This is a genomic window from Streptomyces sp. NPDC057253 (assembly GCF_042669125.1).
In the GTDB taxonomy this organism is placed as follows: Bacteria; Actinomycetota; Actinomycetes; order Streptomycetales; family Streptomycetaceae; genus Streptomyces.
This window is the reverse complement of record NZ_JBHUXV010000096.1, coordinates 20,137-37,283: the sequence shown is the minus strand read 5'-3', so window position 1 is coordinate 37,283 and position 17,147 is coordinate 20,137. Positions and strand designations below refer to the sequence as shown.

Annotated in this window: 11 protein-coding genes; 2 read left to right on the top strand and 9 right to left on the bottom strand. The window is 72.4% G+C overall.

The window, feature by feature from the left end; translation table 11 throughout:
* Positions 1-32: 32 nt before the first annotated feature.
* The 4 genes from ACFULQ_RS36435 to ACFULQ_RS36420 form a co-directional block, all read right to left on the bottom strand.
* A complete protein-coding gene (locus ACFULQ_RS36435; RefSeq protein ID WP_383552347.1) occupies positions 33-359 on the bottom strand; it encodes a hypothetical protein in 327 nt (108 codons plus the stop codon).
* A complete protein-coding gene (locus tag ACFULQ_RS36430; protein WP_383552345.1) occupies positions 356-724 on the bottom strand; it encodes a WhiB family transcriptional regulator in 369 nt (122 codons plus the stop codon). The genes ACFULQ_RS36435 and ACFULQ_RS36430 overlap by 4 nt, the downstream gene beginning before the upstream one ends.
* A 176-nt stretch (positions 725-900) precedes the next feature.
* A complete protein-coding gene (locus ACFULQ_RS36425) occupies positions 901-1,221 on the bottom strand; it encodes a hypothetical protein (protein WP_383552343.1) in 321 nt (106 codons plus the stop codon).
* Between the two features lie 169 nt (positions 1,222-1,390).
* Complete coding sequence (locus ACFULQ_RS36420; protein WP_383552340.1) at positions 1,391-3,688, bottom strand: ATP-dependent DNA helicase UvrD2; 2,298 nt, start codon at positions 3,686-3,688, stop codon at positions 1,391-1,393.
* A gap of 84 nt (positions 3,689-3,772) precedes the next feature.
* Between ACFULQ_RS36420 and ACFULQ_RS36415 the strand changes: the two genes are divergently transcribed.
* Positions 3,773-4,015, top strand: coding sequence for a mycoredoxin (locus tag ACFULQ_RS36415; protein WP_123762935.1), 243 nt, complete (start codon positions 3,773-3,775; stop codon positions 4,013-4,015).
* 90 nt (positions 4,016-4,105) lie between these two features.
* Here ACFULQ_RS36415 and nudC read toward each other — a convergent pair whose 3' ends face one another.
* From nudC to ACFULQ_RS36390, 5 genes are all read right to left on the bottom strand, one after another.
* Positions 4,106-5,050 (bottom strand): NAD(+) diphosphatase, encoded by a 945-nt coding sequence (gene nudC, locus ACFULQ_RS36410; RefSeq protein WP_383552336.1) that lies wholly within the window; start codon positions 5,048-5,050, stop codon positions 4,106-4,108.
* Positions 5,051-5,123: 73 nt separating this feature from the next.
* Positions 5,124-6,542 (bottom strand): dipeptidase, encoded by a 1,419-nt coding sequence (locus ACFULQ_RS36405; protein WP_383552333.1) that lies wholly within the window; start codon positions 6,540-6,542, stop codon positions 5,124-5,126.
* Positions 6,543-6,546: 4 nt separating this feature from the next.
* Positions 6,547-10,062: a UvrD-helicase domain-containing protein gene (locus tag ACFULQ_RS36400; protein ID WP_383552331.1), complete on the bottom strand. Its 3,516-nt coding sequence runs from the start codon at positions 10,060-10,062 to the stop codon at positions 6,547-6,549.
* A 109-nt stretch (positions 10,063-10,171) separates the two neighbouring features.
* Positions 10,172-13,594, bottom strand: a complete 3,423-nt coding sequence (locus ACFULQ_RS36395; RefSeq protein ID WP_383552328.1) for an ATP-dependent helicase — start codon at positions 13,592-13,594, stop codon at positions 10,172-10,174.
* A 266-nt stretch (positions 13,595-13,860) separates the two neighbouring features.
* The gene (locus ACFULQ_RS36390) at positions 13,861-14,247 is read right to left on the bottom strand and encodes an MGMT family protein (protein ID WP_330264574.1); all 387 of its coding nucleotides are present in this window, start codon (positions 14,245-14,247) and stop codon (positions 13,861-13,863) included.
* Positions 14,248-14,433: 186 nt separating this feature from the next.
* Between ACFULQ_RS36390 and ACFULQ_RS36385 the strand changes: the two genes are divergently transcribed.
* Positions 14,434-17,142 (top strand): lysylphosphatidylglycerol synthase domain-containing protein, encoded by a 2,709-nt coding sequence (locus ACFULQ_RS36385; protein WP_383552326.1) that lies wholly within the window; start codon positions 14,434-14,436, stop codon positions 17,140-17,142.
* Positions 17,143-17,147 lie beyond the last annotated feature (5 nt).

The following is a 17,147-nucleotide window of genomic DNA, read 5'->3' as shown; positions in this document are numbered from 1 at the left end:
GACCGGCCCCCGCGGGGAACTACCGGGTCGGGTTACTGCATGACGGCCATGGCGAGCGCACGACGGGCACGCAGCGAGGCGCGCTCCGCCCGGCGCTGCATCCGGCGAGCGGTCGCGAGGCGGATGGCCCTGCGTTCCTGCTCGGCCTCATGCAGCCGGTCGTGCATATGCGCACGAGCCAGGGCTTCTGGGATGAGTTGCATCTCTCGGGTCCTGTTCTGACGCGAGTCGATCGCGCCGGTGGTGGTGAAGTCTGGGATCGCGGAGCCTGCGGGCTCGCTGACGGACGGCTTCATCGGGGCCTGCTTCTTGGGGTCGTTCGTGAGGGGGCGGTCGATCGTTCCTGCGATGGTGTTCATGCCGTGACCGGGTTCTTGCGCGGGCGACCACGCGGCCGCTTCCGGGCGACGACGACACCCTGGACGAACAGCTCGCCACCCCAGACGCCCCAGGGCTCACGCCGCTCCTTGGCGCCGGCGAGGCAGGCCTCCATCAGCGGGCAGGTGCGGCAGAGGGACTTGGCGTACTCGACGTCGGCCGGCGACTCGGCGAAGAAGACCTCCGGGTCGTAGGAACGGCAGGGGACGGGTACGCCGAGGTTCTCGATGGCGTCGTCGAGCGCGGTGAGCGCGGTGAGGGGGATCAAGGTGGAGTCCTCCGTGGAACCGGGCGGGGGGAGCGTTTCGGAAGGCGGTACGGACGGGGCGTGCGCTTCGAGTTGCACGGTTCGTCTTCCTCGTCTGGTCGGTCCGGCCCTGTTGGACCGGTAATCGGCTTGGTACCGGGTTCTTTTCTTGTCCCGAGGCCCCTTCGCTCCGCTCGCCCCGTTCGGGGCAAACAGAAGGGCCGCGGATCCCGGATGGGGTTCCGCGGCCCTGAAGGCGCCGGCCTGATCGATGATCAGGCTGGATCACTCCAGGGTTCTGGCCCACGGAAGGCCCACATCAGGTGGTGCTGCGTCGTCTGCTTCCGGAATCCGGCACCGGCCGCAAAGGCATAGGCCTGGGCCTGTGCCACTACTGCTTCCAGTGCCTTGGTCGGTCGCTCATTGCGCTCACGGACGGGAAGGACCGCGAGAGACAGGGCGGACGCCGGACGCACGGCAGAGATGCCGGACAGACCGGTGCCCAGGTTCGAAACGCCGAGCATGCACATGGAGACGACCGAGCGATCGGTCATTTTGGCGGTGCTGATGGCCGTGCTGCTGTTGATGCTGATCACTTCAATCGCCTCCTCTCGGCGTCTAAGGGGACCGCGGCGCGAGCCGCTGTCCGACGGATATGCAAGTAGAACACGGAATCGGGGCCTCCGAGAAGGCCTCCGTCCCCGTGGCTAAGAACCTATGGGGATTCCCGGGGCATGCGCAAACTATTTTTCCGACGAGTTGGGATCAGTCCGCGACTTCTTCCCGCTCGACCTCCTGGCCTGCGCAGATGGCCAACACATCGGCTCCGTAACGGTTCAGCTTGCGCATGCCGACGCCCGGGATCCGGGTCAGCTCCTGCTCGTCGTCGGGGACGGCCTCGGCGATCGCCATCAGGGTCTTGTCGGTGAAGACGCAGAAGGCGGGCTGCCCGCTGCGCTCCGCCTGCACGGCACGCCACTCGCGCAGCCGCTCGTAGAGCCCCTCGTCCATGTCGGAGGGACAGTCCTCGCATCGCATCAGCTTCATCTCGCCCGCGTCGGTGAGCGTGCGCCCGCAGACCCGGCAGCGCGCCGGGGTGCGCCGGGTGCGTCTCGGGGCGACGCCCGCGGGGCTCGTGAAGCCGCGCTCCACTCCTCCCGGACCGCCTCCCGCGGCGGCCCGGACCGCGGTGGCGGTGGACCCGGGGCGCAGCCCGTCGAGGAAGCGGCTGGGGCGGCGGTTGGGGCGGCCACCGGGCGATCTGGAGAGCGACCAGGAGACATGGAGGCGCTCGCGGGCACGGGTGACGCCGACATAGAGGAGGCGGCGCTCCTCCTCGATCTGCTCATCGGTCTTGGCGTAGGTGATCGGCATCATGCCCTCGGCGACCCCGACCAGGAACACGGCGTCCCACTCCAGGCCCTTGGCGGAGTGCAGGGAGGCCAGGGTGACACCCTCGACGGTCGGGGCGTGCTGGGCGCCGGCCCGCTCGTCGAGTTCGGCCACGAGGTCGTTCAGCGTGGCGCCGGGGCGGGCGGCGGCGAAGTCCTGCGCGAGGTTCACCAGGGCGGCGAGCGACTCCCAGCGCTCTCTGACGGCCCCGGAGCCGGCCGGCGGTTCGCTGGTCCAGCCCTCGCCCGACAGCACGGCTCGCACCTGGGAGGGCAGGTCGACGGCGTCGTCCAGCCGGGAGTCGTTGCCGCCGAAGCGGGCCGAGCCCCGGAGGTTGACGATGGCCCTGCGGACCTCGGGCCGGTCGAAGAACCGCTCGGCGCCGCGCAACTGGTAGGGCACCCCGGCGTCGGCGAGGGCCTGTTCATAGGTCTCGGACTGGGAGTTGGTGCGGAACAGGATGGCGATCTCGCTGGCCCGCACGCCCGCGTCCATGAGGTCCCGGATGCGCCGGGCGGCGCCCTCGGCCTCGGCGGGCTCGTCGGTGTACTCGGTGTAGAGGGGCTCGGGGCCCGGGCGGCGCTGGGAGATCAGTTCCAGCCGGTGGTCGGCGGCGCGGCCGCGGGCCTGGGCGAGCAGGCCGTTGGCGAGATGGACGACCTGGGGCGTGGAGCGGTAGTCGCGGACCAGCTTGACGACGGTGGCCCCGGGGTGGCGGGTGCGGAAGTCGAGCAGATGGTCGGGAGTTGCTCCTGTGAAGGAGTAGATCGTCTGGCTGGCGTCGCCGACCACGCACAGGCTGTCCCGCTGTCCCAGCCACAGCTCCAGCAGGCGCTGCTGGAGCGGGCTGACGTCCTGGTACTCGTCGACGACGAAGTGCTGGTACTGGGAACGGACCTGGTCGGCGATGTCGTGCCGGTCCTGGAGGATGGCCACGGTCAGCAGCAGCACGTCCTCGAAGTCGATGACGGCACGCTCGCGCTTGAGGTCTTCGTAGGCCGCGTAGAGCTGGGCGATCTCCGCCGCTGCACGGGGGGTCTCGCGGCCGGCCTTCGCGGCTGCGAGGGCGTAGTCGGCGGGCACGGTCTGGGTGACCTTGGACCACTCGATCTCGCCGGTGACGTCCCGCAGCTCGCCCCGGTCGAGGCGGATACGGCAGGCGGCGGCCGCGTCGGCGACGAGCTGGATCTTGCGGTCGACGAGCCGGGGCATGGACCCGCCGACGGCTTTCGGCCAGAAGTACTGGAGCTGGCGCAGGGCGGCCGAGTGGAACGTACGCGCCTGGACGCCCGACGCGCCGAGCTGGCGCAGGCGCCCGCGCATCTCCCCGGCGGCCCGGTTGGTGAAGGTGACGGCCAGCACGCTGGAGGGCTGGAGGATCCCGGCCCGCACCCCGTAGGCGATGCGATGGGTGATGGCCCGCGTCTTGCCGGTGCCGGCCCCCGCCAGCACGCACACCGGCCCGTGCAGCGAGGTGGCCACCTCGCGCTGCTCGGGGTCGAGCCCTTCGAGCACGGCGTCGGCCGAGTCCGGTGTCCGCGGGAAGAGCGTGGAATGCGTTGCTGCTGTCACACGGCCATGCTGCCAGGTCGGCGGAGACGGGTGAGCCGGTTGTCCACAGGCAACCGACCGCAGTCGTACTAATGCGGCAGGCGTCACTTCGCCGGGCATCCGGGGCCGGGAATGGGGCCCGGGTCCCATACGTTCCCCTGGAGGACTTGCTCTTCCCCGAGCCACCGAAGGAGCGCGCGAGACATGCAGGGCACTGTGACGATGTACAGCACCACCTGGTGCGGTTACTGCCAGCGGCTGAAGAAGCAGCTGGACCGCGAGGGCATCGCGTACACCGAGATCAACATCGAGCAGGACCCGGCGTCCGCGGCGTTCGTGGAGAAGGCGAACGGCGGGAACCAGACGGTTCCGACCGTGCTGTTCGGAGACGGTTCGACGCTGACGAACCCGTCGCTGGCGCAGGTCAAGCAGAAGATCGGCGCATAGTCCGCACCGCGGACGTGCTGTCCGGAAGGCGGTCCCTGAGGCGCTTCAGGGGCCGCCTTCCGCTGTTCACGCGCCGACGACGCGGCTGCCTCAGACGAAACTCCTCGTCGGCAGCGGCTTGCCGTACCAGAGCTCGATCAGCCGGGCCGCGATCGAGATGCCGTACGGCGGGAGGACCTCGCCGGACTCGAAGGCGGCCTGGAGTTCGTCGCGGGAGAACCAGCGGGCCTCGTGGATCTCGTCACCGTCGACATTGATGTCGGTGGAGGTGGCACGGGCCATGAAGCCGAGCATGAGGCTGGAGGGGAACGGCCAGGGCTGGCTGGCGACGTACTCGACCGGGCCGACGGTGATGCCGGCCTCCTCGAAGACCTCGCGCCGCACCGACTGCTCGATGGACTCGCCCGGTTCGACGAAACCGGCCAGCGTCGAGAAGCGGCCTTCCGGCCAGTGCACCTGGCGGCCGAGCAGGATGCGGTCCTCATGGTCGGTGACGGCCATGATCACCGCCGGGTCGGTGCGCGGGTAGTGCTCGGCGCCGCAGGCGGGGCAGCGGCGGATGTGGCCGGCCGCGGCGATGACCGTGCGCTCGCCGCAGCGGGAGCAGAAGCGGTGGGTGCGCTGCCAGTTCTCCAGCCCGACCGCGTGCACCATCAGGCCCGCCTCGCGCGCGGACAGCAGCAGGCCGGCCTCCCGCAGTCCCGCCGGGCGCGCGGACTGGTCGATCCGCCCGGGCAGGGCGTCCTTCTGGAGCGCGAAGTAGCGGACGCCCTCCTCGTCGATGCCGAGGAAGTAGCGGTGCGCTTCGGTGAGCGGGGCCTCGAAGGCCGGGGTCATGACGAGTTCGGTTCGGCCGTCCGCCGTCTCGTCTATGAGGACCTGACCGCCGGAGACCACGAAGCAGCGGGTCGTGGGGTGGCTCCACGCCGCCGCGAGCCAGGCCTCGTCGAGCCGGTGGTGCGCGGCGCGGTCGATGCCACTGGGGGCGGTGAGCGAGACGGGACGGTCGGCGGTGTGGTCGGTCCAGGTGGTCACGGGTGCTTCCAACTCCCCCGGTGCAGCGGATTGTTTCGGCGGGCGGTTCGGCGGGACGTACGACGCGGGACGCTCAGGGCGCATGGCTGAAGTGCTCGGCGAGATCACCCCACAGGTACGCGGAGGTCTCGACGCCCTTGAGGAGCAGGTCGAGCTCGACCTTTTCGTTGGGCGCGTGCCAGCCGTCGGAGGGGACGGAGATGCCGAGGAACAGCACGGGTGCGCCGAGGACTTCCTGGAGGTCGGCGGCGGGGCCCGAGCCGCCCTCACGGGTGAAGCGGACCGGTTGGCCGAAGGCGCGGCCCATGGCTCGTACGACGGACTGGAGGGCCGGGTGGTCCAGCGGGGTCAGACACGGGCGCGTGGCGCCCCCGAAGGTGATCTCCGCGCGGATCCCGGCGGGCACCTGCGCCGTGGCCCAGTCGCGGACGGCCTTCTCGATGTGGTCGGGGTCCTGGCCGGCGACCAGCCGGAAGGAGAGCTTGACCATCGCGGCGGACGGGACGACCGTCTTGCTGCCGGGGCCCTGGTAGCCGCCGCCGATGCCGTTGACCTCGGCGGTGGGGCGGGCCCAGACGCGCTCCAGAGTGGTGTGTCCGGCCTCGCCCCGGGTGGCGTACGACTTGGCGGTGCGCAGCCACCGCTCCTCGTCGAAGGGCAGCTCGGCGAAGAGCTCCCGCTCACGGTCGGTGAGTTCGACGACTCCGTCGTAGAAGCCGGGGATCGCCACGCGCGCGTGCTCGTCGTGCAGGGCGGCCACGAGGCGGGCGACGGCGGTGGCCGGGTTGGGGACCGCGCCGCCGAAGGAACCGGAGTGGATGTCCTGGTCGGGGCCGTGCAGGACGATCTCGCACTCGGCGAGACCGCGCATGCCCGTGCAGACCGTGGGGGTGTTCTCGTCCCACATGCCGGTGTCGGAGACGATCACCGCGTCGGCGGCGAGCCGCTGACGACGCTCCTCGACGAGGGCGCGGAAGTGCGGGGAGCCGGACTCCTCCTCGCCCTCGATCAGCAGCTTCAGGTGCACCGCCGGGGCGGTGCGGCCGGTGGCCGCGAGGTGGGCGCGGACGCCGAGGGTGTGGAAGAAGACCTGGCCCTTGTCGTCGGCGGCCCCGCGCGCGTAGAGGCGGTTGTCCCGGACGACCGGCTCGAAGGGGTCGCTGTCCCAGCCGTCCTCGCGGGCGGCGGGCTGGACGTCGTGGTGGCCGTAGACGAGGACCGTGGGCGCCGCGGGGTCCTGCGCGGGCCACTCGGCGAAGACGGCGGGCGCGCCCGAGGTCTCCCAGACCTCGGCGGTGGGGAAACCGGTCTCCCTGAGCTTGGCGGCGAGCCAGTCTGCGCTGCGGCGTACATCGGGTCCGTGGTCGGGCTGGGCCGAGACGGACGGGATCCGCAGCCATTCGGCGAGGTCGTCGAGGAAGGCGGCGCGGTGCTGCTCGATGTACGTACGGACAGCGCTGACGTCACTGTCAACGGGTTGGCTCATGGTCATGAGCCTATCGGCCCGCACCGACATCCTCGTTGGGCGGTTCCTCACACTTTGCTGACTCCGAACCGCCCGCTTCCTGGGTGAGGAGCCGCTCCAGGGCGGCCCGGCCGGGCAGGTTCCTGGGGCGTACCACCTCTCCGGTGCGGACGTAGAGGAAGGTGGCCGTGACCGATTCCACAGGCACCCCCTGCCGCTCGGCCCAGGCCAGCCGGTACACGGCGAGCTGGAGGGGGTCGGCGGTGCGGGTGCGGCTGGTCTTCCAGTCGACGATCTCGTACGTCGTCGTCTCCCCGTCGGTGTGCCGGTAGACGGCGTCGATCCGGCCCCGGACCACGCGGCCGGCGATGGCGAGCTGGAAGGGCGTCTCAAGGCGGTAGGGGGTGCGGTGGGCGTACTCGCTGCGTTCGAAGGCGTCCTTGAGGTCCTCCAGATCGCGCTCGTCGGCGATCTCGGCGTCGCCGCCGGGGAGGTCGTCCGGCTCCAGCATGGGCAGGGTCAGCGCCTCGAAGCGGGCCTCGACCCAGGCGTGGAAACGGGTGCCTTGACGTGCGGCGGGTTGTGGCGGGCGCGGCATGGGGCGCGCGAGTTCCTGCGCGAGCCCGTCCGGGTCGGCGGCCAGGCGCAGCACCTGGGACGCGGTGAGCGACGCGGGCAGGGGTACGTCGGTCACGGCCGCCCGCGCGCGCAGGAGCTCGCCGGTGAGGGCGTCGAGGTCGCGGTCCCAGGAGGCGATGGTGCGGGCTTCCTCGGGGGTGAGGGAGTCCCGTTCCCGCGGGTGCGGGCGTGCCGGTGCGGTGGGCGCATCCGGGGCCGTGGCCTGGTGCGGGACGGCCGGGCGCTCCGTGGTCCAGCTGTCCCAGTCGGACGGGCTGTCCTGCTCGACGACGTCGTCGTAGGGCGCCTCGTCGTCGTAGGGCCCCTCGCCCTCGTAGGGCGCCTCCTCGTCGTCCGGCGGCGGGGGCCAGTCCGGGTCGTCGTAGGTGTCCGGGTCGGGTACGGCCGCGGGGTGCGGGTCCGTGTGGTCGGCGAGGTCCTCCAGGTGGTCCAGGACCGTTCGGGCGGCCGCCCGGCGTCGGGAGAGGGCCTGGTCGTCCAGGGGCAGGGGCCAGACCTGGTCCTCGGTCCGGCTGTGCAGCGCCGGGTTCTCCTCGTCCTCGGCGGGCTCGTCCGCCCATGCCTCGATCTCGCCGTGGCCGGCCGCGCAGTGGTCGTACAGGGCCTGGAGGAAGTCGGACGGTCCCCGGGGCTTCTTCTGTGTGGGCCCCCACCAGTGGCCGGAGCCGAGGAGGAGGGAGCGGGGGCGGGTGAAGGTGACATAGCCGAGACGGAGTTCCTCGGTGTGCTGGTGGTCCTTCATGGCCTCGTGGAAGGCCTTCATGCCGCGCGCGTCCCAGGAGGCGATGTCGGGCAGGGTCTCGGTGTCGCCGCGCAGGGCGTGCGGCAGCACCTTGCTCTGGGCGGTCCACTTCTCGCGGCCCTTGGCGCTCGGGAAGGTGTCGGTGACCAGTCCGGGGACGGCGACGACGTCCCATTCCAGGCCCTTGGACTTGTGCGCGGTGAGCACCTTGACGGTGTTCTCGCCGCCCGGCAGGGCATTGTCGAGGCCCTTCTCGTACTGGGCGGCGGTGCGCAGGAAGCCGAGGAAGGCGAGCAGGCTCGCCTCGTTGTCGCCCGCCGCGAAGGAGGCGGCGATGTCGAGGAAGTTGGACAGGGTCTCGCGGCGGCGGGCGGCCAACGCGTGCGGGGACGCCGACAGTTCGACCTCCAGGCCGGTGACGGCGAGGACGCGGTGCAGGACGTCCATCAGGGGGTCGGCGAGCGAGCGGCGCAGGTCGCGCAGTTCGGCGGCCAGACGTGCGAACCGCACGCGCGCGTCCGGCGAGAAGGGCAGCCCGTCGTCGTCCTCGTCGCTGTCGAGGGGCGTCTCCAGGAAGGTCTCCAGGGCGTCGGCGAGCGATATCACCTCGGCCGGGTCGACCCCCTCGACGGCCTCGGCGAGTCGGCGGTCGGGGTCGTCGTCGGCCACGCGCGCGTAGGACACCAGGCGCCGGGCGCGCCGCCCGAGGAGGGCGAGGTCGCGCGGGCCGATGCGCCAGCGCGGGCCGGTCAAAAGCCGGACCAGGGCGGCGTTGGCGCCGGGGTCCTGGAGGACCTCGCAGACGGCGACCAGGTCGGCGACCTCGGGCAGGTGCAGCAGGCCCGACAGGCCCACCACCTCCACCGGCACGTCCCGTTCGACCAGGGCGCCCTGGATCTCGGCGAAGTCGGTCGCGGTGCGGCACAGGACGGCGATCTCGCCGGGCGCCTTCCCGGTCCGTACGAGATGGGCGATCGAGTCGGCGAGCCAGTCGATCTCCTCGGCGTGGGTGGGCAGGAGGGCGCAGCGCACCACGCCGTCGCGTTCGGCACCGGGGGCCGGGCGGAGGGCCTCCACGCCCGCGTGCATGGCGCGCAGGGGCTCGGCGAGGTCGTTGGCCAGGTCGAGGAGGCGGCCGCCGCTGCGGCGGTTCTCGCTGAGCGCCTGGCGGGTCGCGGGCCGGCCGTCGGGGTGGGCGAAGTGCTCGGGGAAGTCGTCGAGGTTGGCGACGGAGGCGCCGCGCCAGCCGTAGATGGCCTGGCAGGGGTCGCCGACGGCGGTGACCGGGTGGCCGGTGCCGCCGCCGAACAGGCCCGCGAGCAGGACGCGTTGAGCGACCGAGGTGTCCTGGTACTCGTCGAGGAGCACCACCTTGAACTCCTCGCGCAGGATGCGGCCCACCTCCGGGATTCCCGCGAGGCGCGCGGACAGGGCGATCTGGTCGCCGAAGTCGAGGAGGTCGCGTTCACGTTTGGCGGCGCGGTAGCGGACGACCAGGTCGGCGAGTTCGCGGCGGGCGGCGGCCGCCTCGGGGACCTTGCGCAGGGTGTCGTTGGTGAGTTTGGCGCCCTGGAGGGTCAGCAGCAGCTCGGCGTCGTACGCCCGCAACCGCTCGGGGCGCACGAGGTGCTCGGAGAGCTCGGCGTCGAGGTTGAGAAGGTCGCTGACGAGGTCGGCGAGGGAGCGGGTCAGGGCCGGGTAGGGGCCGGGCGCTTCGCGCAGCACGCGCGCGGCGAGCTGGTAGCGGGTGGCGTCGGCGAGCAGCCGGGACGTCGGTTCGAGGCCGATGCGCAGGCCGTGGTCGGTCAGCAGGCGGCCCGCGAAGGCGTGGTAGGTGGAGATCACGGGCTCGCCCGGGGGGTTGTCCGGGTCGATGACGTCGGGGTCGGTGACGCCCGCCTTGATGAGCGCCTTGCGGACGCGCTCGGCGAGTTCACCGGCGGCCTTGTTGGTGAAGGTGAGGCCGAGAACCTGTTCGGGGGCGACCTGGCCGGTGCCGACCAGCCAGACCACGCGGGCCGCCATCACCGTCGTCTTGCCCGAGCCGGCACCGGCCACGATCACCTGCGGGGCGGGCGGCGCGATGATGCAGGCCGTCTGCTCCGGGGTGAACGGGATGCCGAGGAGCTCCTTGAGCTGATCGGGATCGGTGATGCGGGCGGCCATGTCGGAGAGGCTAGCGGCGCGCACTGACAACGGAGGACGAATCGCCCCCGGGTTCGGACGACGTGCAGGTCAGCACACGGGGTGCGACTGATCACACCGGACCGACCCCTCACTCCACGACGTGCCGTCCCTCCGGCTGCGCGCTGCACGAGGCCCGGAACGCGCAGTGGGAGCAGTGCTGTCCCGCGCTCGGCGTGAACCGTTCGTCGAGGACCTTGCCGGCCGCCGTGGCGAGCAGGTCGCCGACCCACTCCCCCTCCAGCGGCTCCTGGGCCTGCACCTTGGGCAGGGTCTCGCCGCCGTCCCGTCTGGGTGCGCCCTGGCGCAGCTGGACCAGTTCGGCGCCGCCCGGTTCGGGCCGTACGCCGTCGAAGGCCTCGTCCACGGCGCCCTCCCGCACGGCGAGCTGGTAGACGGCGAGCTGGGGGTGGCGTTCCACGTCGGCCGAACTCACCGGCTGCTTGCCGGTCTTGAAGTCGACGACGTACGCGCGCCCCTCGCCGTCGGCCTCCACGCGGTCCATCTGGCCGCGGATGCGCACCTCGACCTCGCCCGCCTCCAGGGTGACGTCGAAGTCGTGCTCGCTGGCCACCGGGGTGCGGCCGGAGCGGTCCATGACGTGCCACTTCAGGAAGCGTTCGAGCGCCACGCGCGCGTTCTCCTTCTCCTGCGCCGACTTCCAGGGTGCGTCGAAGGCGAGCGCGTTCCACACGGAGTCGAGGCGCTCCATGAGGACGTCGAGGTCGGCGGGGGTGTGCCCGGAGGCGACCTCGTCGGCGAGGACGTGCACGACGTTGCCGAAGCCCTGGGCGACGGTCGCGGGCGCGTCGGCCTTCACCTCGCGGCCCAGGAACCACTGGAGGGCACAGGTGTTGGCGAGCTGCTCCAGGGCGCTGCCGGAGAGCACGACGGGCTGGTCGCGGTTGCGCAGCGGCACCTTGGACTCGGTCGGCTCGAACATGCCCCACCAGCAGTAGGGGTGGGCCGAGGGGACGAGCGGGCGGCCGTCGTCGTCGGCGAGGGCGGCGAGCCGTGCCAGGCGCCGCGCGGCGGCCTCCCTGAGGGTGTCCGAGACCCGCGGGTCGACGGTCGTGGCACGGAGTTCGGCGACCAGGGCGGCGACCGACAAGGGGCGGCGGGGGCGGCCGGTGACGTCCTTGGGTTCGACGCCGAGCTCGGTCAGGAAGCGGGAGGGCTGGTCGCCGTCGTCGGCCGGTGCCTTCACCGCGGTGACGACCAGGCGCTCACGCGCGCGTGTGGCGGCGACGTAGAACAGGCGGCGTTCCTCGGCGAGCAGGGCTCCCGGGGTGAGCGGTTCGGCGAGGCCGTCGCGGCCGATGCGGTCGGCCTCCAGGAGGGAGCCGCGGCGGCGCAGGTCCGGCCACAGGCCCTCCTGGACACCGGCGACGACGACCAGGCGCCACTCCAGGCCCTTGGAGCGGTGCGCGGTCATCAGGCGGACGGCGTCAGGGCGTACGGCACGCCGGGTGAGGGTGTCGGCGGCGATGTCCTCGGCGTCGATCTCCTCCAGGAAGTTCAGGGCGCCCCGGCCGCCGGTGCGCTCCTCCGCGCGCGCGGCCGTCGCGAACAGCGCGCAGACGGCGTCGAGATCACGGTCCGCGTTGCGCCCCGCCGCGCCACCCCGCCTGGCCGCCCGCTCCAGACGTCCGGGCCACGGTGTGCCCTCCCACAGGTCCCACAGCGCCTCCTCGGCACTGCCACCGCCCGCCAGGCGCGCACGGGCCTTTCCGAGCAGGGCCCCGAGCCGCTGCGCCCCGCGCGCGTACGCGGGGTCGTGCACGGCCAGCCGCTCGGGCTCGGCGAGAGCCCGCGCGAGCAGCTCGTCCGAGGGCGGCGGCAGGGCGTTCCCGGCGGCCCGCTCCTCGTCCCGCAGCGCCCGCCCGAGACGGCGCAGGTCGGCGGCGTCCATACCGGCGAGAGGGGAGGCGAGGAGGGTGAGGGCGGTCTCGGTGTCGAGCCAGGTGGTGACGGATGCCGGCGCCTTGGAAGCGGTTTCCCTGGCGGCAGCTTGCTGATCAGGGGCGCCTGCCTCTTCGGGAGCCGGGTCTTCGGGAGCTTGGTCTGCGGGAGCTTGGTCTGCGGGAGCCCCCTCCTCGTCCCGTACGACGCCCTCCGCCGCCTCCGCCATGGCCACCGCCCGAAGAGCGGTCAGCAGGGGCGCCACCGCCGGTTCGTGGCGCAGGGCGAGGTCGTCGCCGTCGATGTCGAGAGGCACCCCGGCCGCCGTGAGCGCGCGCCGGACCGTCGGGATCGTGCGGGACCCCGCGCGGACCAGGACCGCCATCTCGCCCCAGGGGACGCCGTCCTCCAGGTGGGCCCGGCGCAGGATGTCCGCGATGTTGTCCAGCTCGGTGCCGGACGTGGGGTAGGTGTACACCTCCACCCGCCCCCCGTCCCGGACCGCGGCGAGCTCGCGGTGGGCGCGGACCTTCTCCGCCGGCAGCCGGGTCAGCGGCATGCGCTGGGTCACCAGGCGGGTCGCGGCCAGCAGGTCGGCGCCGGAGCGGCGGGAGGTGCGCAGGACCTCCACGGGGGCCCTGCGGCCGTCCGCGCGCGGGAACGCGTACGGGAAGTCGAGGATGCCGTTCACGTCGGCGCCGCGGAAGGCGTAGATCGACTGGTCGGGGTCGCCGAAGGCGACGAGGGTGCGGCCGCCGCCGGCGAGGGCGTCGAGCAGCCGTACCTGAGCCGGGTCGGTGTCCTGGTACTCGTCGACGAACACGGCGTCGTACTGGGCGGCGAGCTGCCCGGCGACCTCGGGGCGGCGGGCGAGGAGCACCGCGCGGTGGACCAGTTCGGCGTAGTCGAGGACGCCCTGGAGGTCGAGGACGTCGAGGTACTCGGCGAGGAAGGCGGCCGCGGCCCGCCAGTCGGGGCGGCCGATGCGGCGGGCGAAGGCGTCCAGGGCGCCGGGGCCGAGGCCCAGTTCACGGCTGCGGGCGAGCACCGCGCGGACCTCGTCGGCGAAGCCGCGGGTGGTCAGGCAGGCGCGCAGTTCGTCCGGCCAGCGCACGTGTGCGAGGCCGAGCCGCTCCAGGTCGGGCTGACCGGCCAGCAGCTCGCGTACGGCGACGTCCTGTTCGGGTCCGGACAGCAGCCGCAGTGGCTCCACGAACAGGTCGCTGTCCTGGTGGGCGCGGACGAGGGCGTAGCAGAACGAGTGGAAGGTGGTCGCCTGGGGGGCGCGTGCCGCTCCTATCCGCAGCGCCATCCGGTCGCGCAGTTCGACGGCCGCCTTGCGGCTGAACGTCAGCACGAGCACGCGCGCGGGGTCCCCTCCGCGGGCGATGCGTGACGCCACCGACTCGACGAGGGTCGTGGTCTTCCCGGTGCCCGGACCTGCGAGAACGAGCAAAGGACCGCTTCCGTGCTCAACCACGGCGCGCTGTGCGGCGTCCAGAAGAGGGGGATCCACTCGGGCCGGCGGGGTACGAACCAGTCGGTAAGCGCCACGGGCCCCCTGTCGCACCTGGGAGTGCGACGGGCGCCTGGTGGAGGAAGAGGAGCTCACGTGGTTCGCCGGTCCTGGTGGGTGTGCTGTTGGGCGGCCCGCCGCGCGTGGAGGGCGGTGGACGGGGGGTGAGGGGGACGCGTGCAGCCGACGCTACGCCGACGAGTGGAGCGGAAGCAGGGCTTCCCCTTCTTCCCTCGGACCACTCACGACACTGCGGCCCCGTGCGTCCCTCGCCTCATGAACGTACGCCATGCCTCGGACATGCCCCGCTTCCCCCGTACGGGTCCCGGGGTGTCCCCGGACCCGCGCGATGGCGGAAGCTGTCAGGTGTGACCCTCCGCGCGTTCGTCACCGTCCCAGCGCGCCCGTCTCATGTCGAGGCGCGGCAGATGGCCCTCGGCGGCCCTGCTCGCCTCCTTCAGGGGCGTGCCCTCCGCGCGGTAGCGGCCGAGCGCCTCCAGCTCGTGACCGGGCAGCAGGACGCCGTCCGCGCGCACGACACGCCACCACGGCACGGGCGAGCCGTACAGGGCCATGACCCGGCCCACCTGACGGGGCCCGCCCTCCTCCAGCCACTCGGCGACATCGCCGTACGTCATGACACGCCCGGGCGGGATGCGTTCGGCGACGTCGAGGACCCGCTCGGCGTACTCCGGCAGGGTGTCCGCGTACTCCGGGTGGGCGTCCCGGGGAAGGCTCTGCTCGCTCATCCGCCCCATCCTGCCCCACCCCACCGACAATGTGACGGGCTCGCGACCGTGCGTATCCCTCGCCCGGGAAGGGCGCTTCGGGCAGACTGTGCGCCCCCGCATGTGCACCCTGACACCCCCGTGTGTCGGTGGGGCATGCCACCATCGTGCGGGCGGTGACTGGTGATACGAGATCAAGAAGAGACGATGAAGCCACAGGGTGCGCACCCGGAGGGCGCCGAGAGCACCTCTGACGCTTCCTCGCGCCCCGGCACCGCCGACGCGGACGGCAAGGACGTCGACGACTGCGTCGAGGAGGTGCCCGTCGACGAGGTCGAGGGCGACGAGCCGCTGCTCCCCGCGCGCGTGCACCGGCCCTCCGACCTGATGCGGCTGCTGGTCGGCGTGCTGGCCGTGGTCGTCCTGCTGGCGATCGCCGCGTTCGCGCACGGCACCACCTCGGGCCTCGAACAGGACATCAACAAGGGCACCGGACAGGCGCCCGACCTGCTCATCAAGATCGCCGGTCTCGCCTCCAGCATCGCGATCCTCCTGGTCCCGGTCGCGTTCGCGATCGAACGCCTGATCAAACGGGACGGGCTGCGGATCGCCGACGGCGTGCTCGCCGCGGTCCTCGCCCACGGTGTGACGCTCGCCACCGACCTGTGGGTCGCCAAGGCGGCCCCGGACTCCATCCAGGAGGCGCTCACCCAGCCCTCCCCCGGCGACATCCACGCCCTCACCGACCCCGTGCACGGCTATCTGGCGCCCGTCATCGCCTATATGACGGCCGTCGGCATGTCCCGCAGGCCGCGCTGGCGGGCGGTGCTGTGGATCGTGCTGATGCTCGACGCGTTCTCGATGCTCGTCACCGGCTACACCACACCGTTCTCGATCATCCTTACGGTACTGATCGGCTGGACGGTCGCCTATGGCACGCTGTACGCGGTCGGCTCGCCCAATGTCCGGCCCACCGGGCAGACCCTGATGGCGGGCCTGCGGACCGTCGGTTTCCACCCGGTCAGCGCGGCCCGCGAGGAGACCCCGGAGACCGCGGAGAACGGCGACCGCGGCCGGCGCTACTTCGTCACCCTGGAGGACGGCCCGCCGCTGGACGTCACCGTGGTCGACCGCGAGCAGCAGGCGCAGGGCTTCTTCTACCGGGTGTGGCGCAACCTCACGCTGCGCGGCTTCGCCACCCGCAGCAGCCTCCAGTCGCTGCGCCAGGCCCTGGAGCAGGAGGCCCTGCTCGCCTACGCCGCCATCGCGGCCGGAGCCAACGCGCCCAAGCTGATCGCCACCTCCGAACTCGGCCCCGACGCCGTGATGCTCGTCTACGAGCACACCGGCGGGCGCACGCTCGAATCGCTGGCCGAGGACGAGATCACGGACGAGCTGCTGCGCAACACCTGGCGCCAGGTGAAGGCGTTGCAGTCACGGCGCATCGCGCACCGCAGGCTCGCCGGTGACGCGATCTTGGTGGATCGTTCCGGCGCGGTGATCCTCACCGACCTGCGCGGCGGCGAGATCGCGGCCAGCACCCTGCTGCTGCGCATGGACGTCGCCCAGTTGGTGACGACCCTGGGACTGCTCGCGGGCGCGGAACGCGCGGTCGCCTCCGGGGTCGAGGTCCTCGGTCCCGACGCCGTCGCCGACTGCCTGCCGATGCTCCAGCCCATCGCGCTGACCCGCTCCACGCGCGCGACGCTGCGCAGACTCGCCCGGGAGCGGGCCCAGCGCGAGCGCGAGGCGGTCCTGGAGGCGTCCAGGCAGGCCAAGCAGGCCCACCTGGACGAGGGGTCGCAGGACGCCAGGCCGCCACTGGAGAAGCCCGACAAGAAAGCCGTACGCGCGGAGGCGCGGGCCGAGAAGCGGGCCATCGACGAGGCTCTGGAGGAGGCCCGCGAGGAGGACCTGCTGAGCCAGATCCGCCACGAGGTCCTGCTGATCAGGCCGCAGGCACCGGTGGAGCCGGCCCGTCTGGAACGGGTCAAACCGCGCACCCTGATCAGCGTCATCGCGGGCGCCATCGGCGCGTACTTCCTGCTGACGCAGCTCACCCACATCGAGTTCGGGCCGCTCATCGAGAACGCCGAGTGGGGCTGGGTCGCCGCGGCCGTGCTGTTCTCGGCGTGCAGCTACTTCGCCGCCGCCATGGCGCTGCTGGGCTTCGTGCCCGAGCGGGTGGGGTTCCTGCGGACGGTCGCGGCCCAGGTCGCCGGGTCGTTCGTGAAGATCGTCGCGCCGGCCGCGGTGGGCGGTGTCGCGCTCAACACGCGCTTCCTGCAACGCCAGGGGGTGCGGCCCGGGCTCGCGGTCGCGAGCGTCGGCGCCTCGCAGCTCTTCGGGCTCGGCTGCCACATCCTGATGCTGCTGTCCTTCGGCTATCTGACCGGCACCGAGAAGACGCCGTCGCTGTCGCCGTCCCGGACGGTCATCGCTGGTCTGCTGACGGTGGCGGTGCTCGTGCTCGTGGTCACCTCGGTGCCGTTCCTCAGGAAGTTCGTCGTCACGCGCGTGAGGTCGCTGTTCGCGGGTGTCGTGCCGCGCATGCTGGACGTGCTCCAGCGGCCGCAGAAGCTGGTCACCGGCATCGGCGGCATGCTGCTGCTGACGGCCTGCTTCGTGATGTGCCTGGACGCCTCCATCCGCGCCTTCGGCCAGGAGGGCACGTCACTGAGCATCGCCAGCGTCGCCGTCGTCTTCCTCGCCGGCAACGCCCTCGGCTCGGCCGCCCCGACACCGGGCGGTGTGGGCGCCGTCGAGGCGACCCTGACGGTCGGTCTGATCGCCGTGGGGCTGCCCAAGGAGGTCGCCGCCCCGGCCGTCCTGCTGTTCCGTCTGCTGACGCTCTGGCTGCCGGTGCTGCCGGGCTGGCTCGCTTTCAACCACCTGTCCCGCAAGGGCGCGCTGTAACGCAG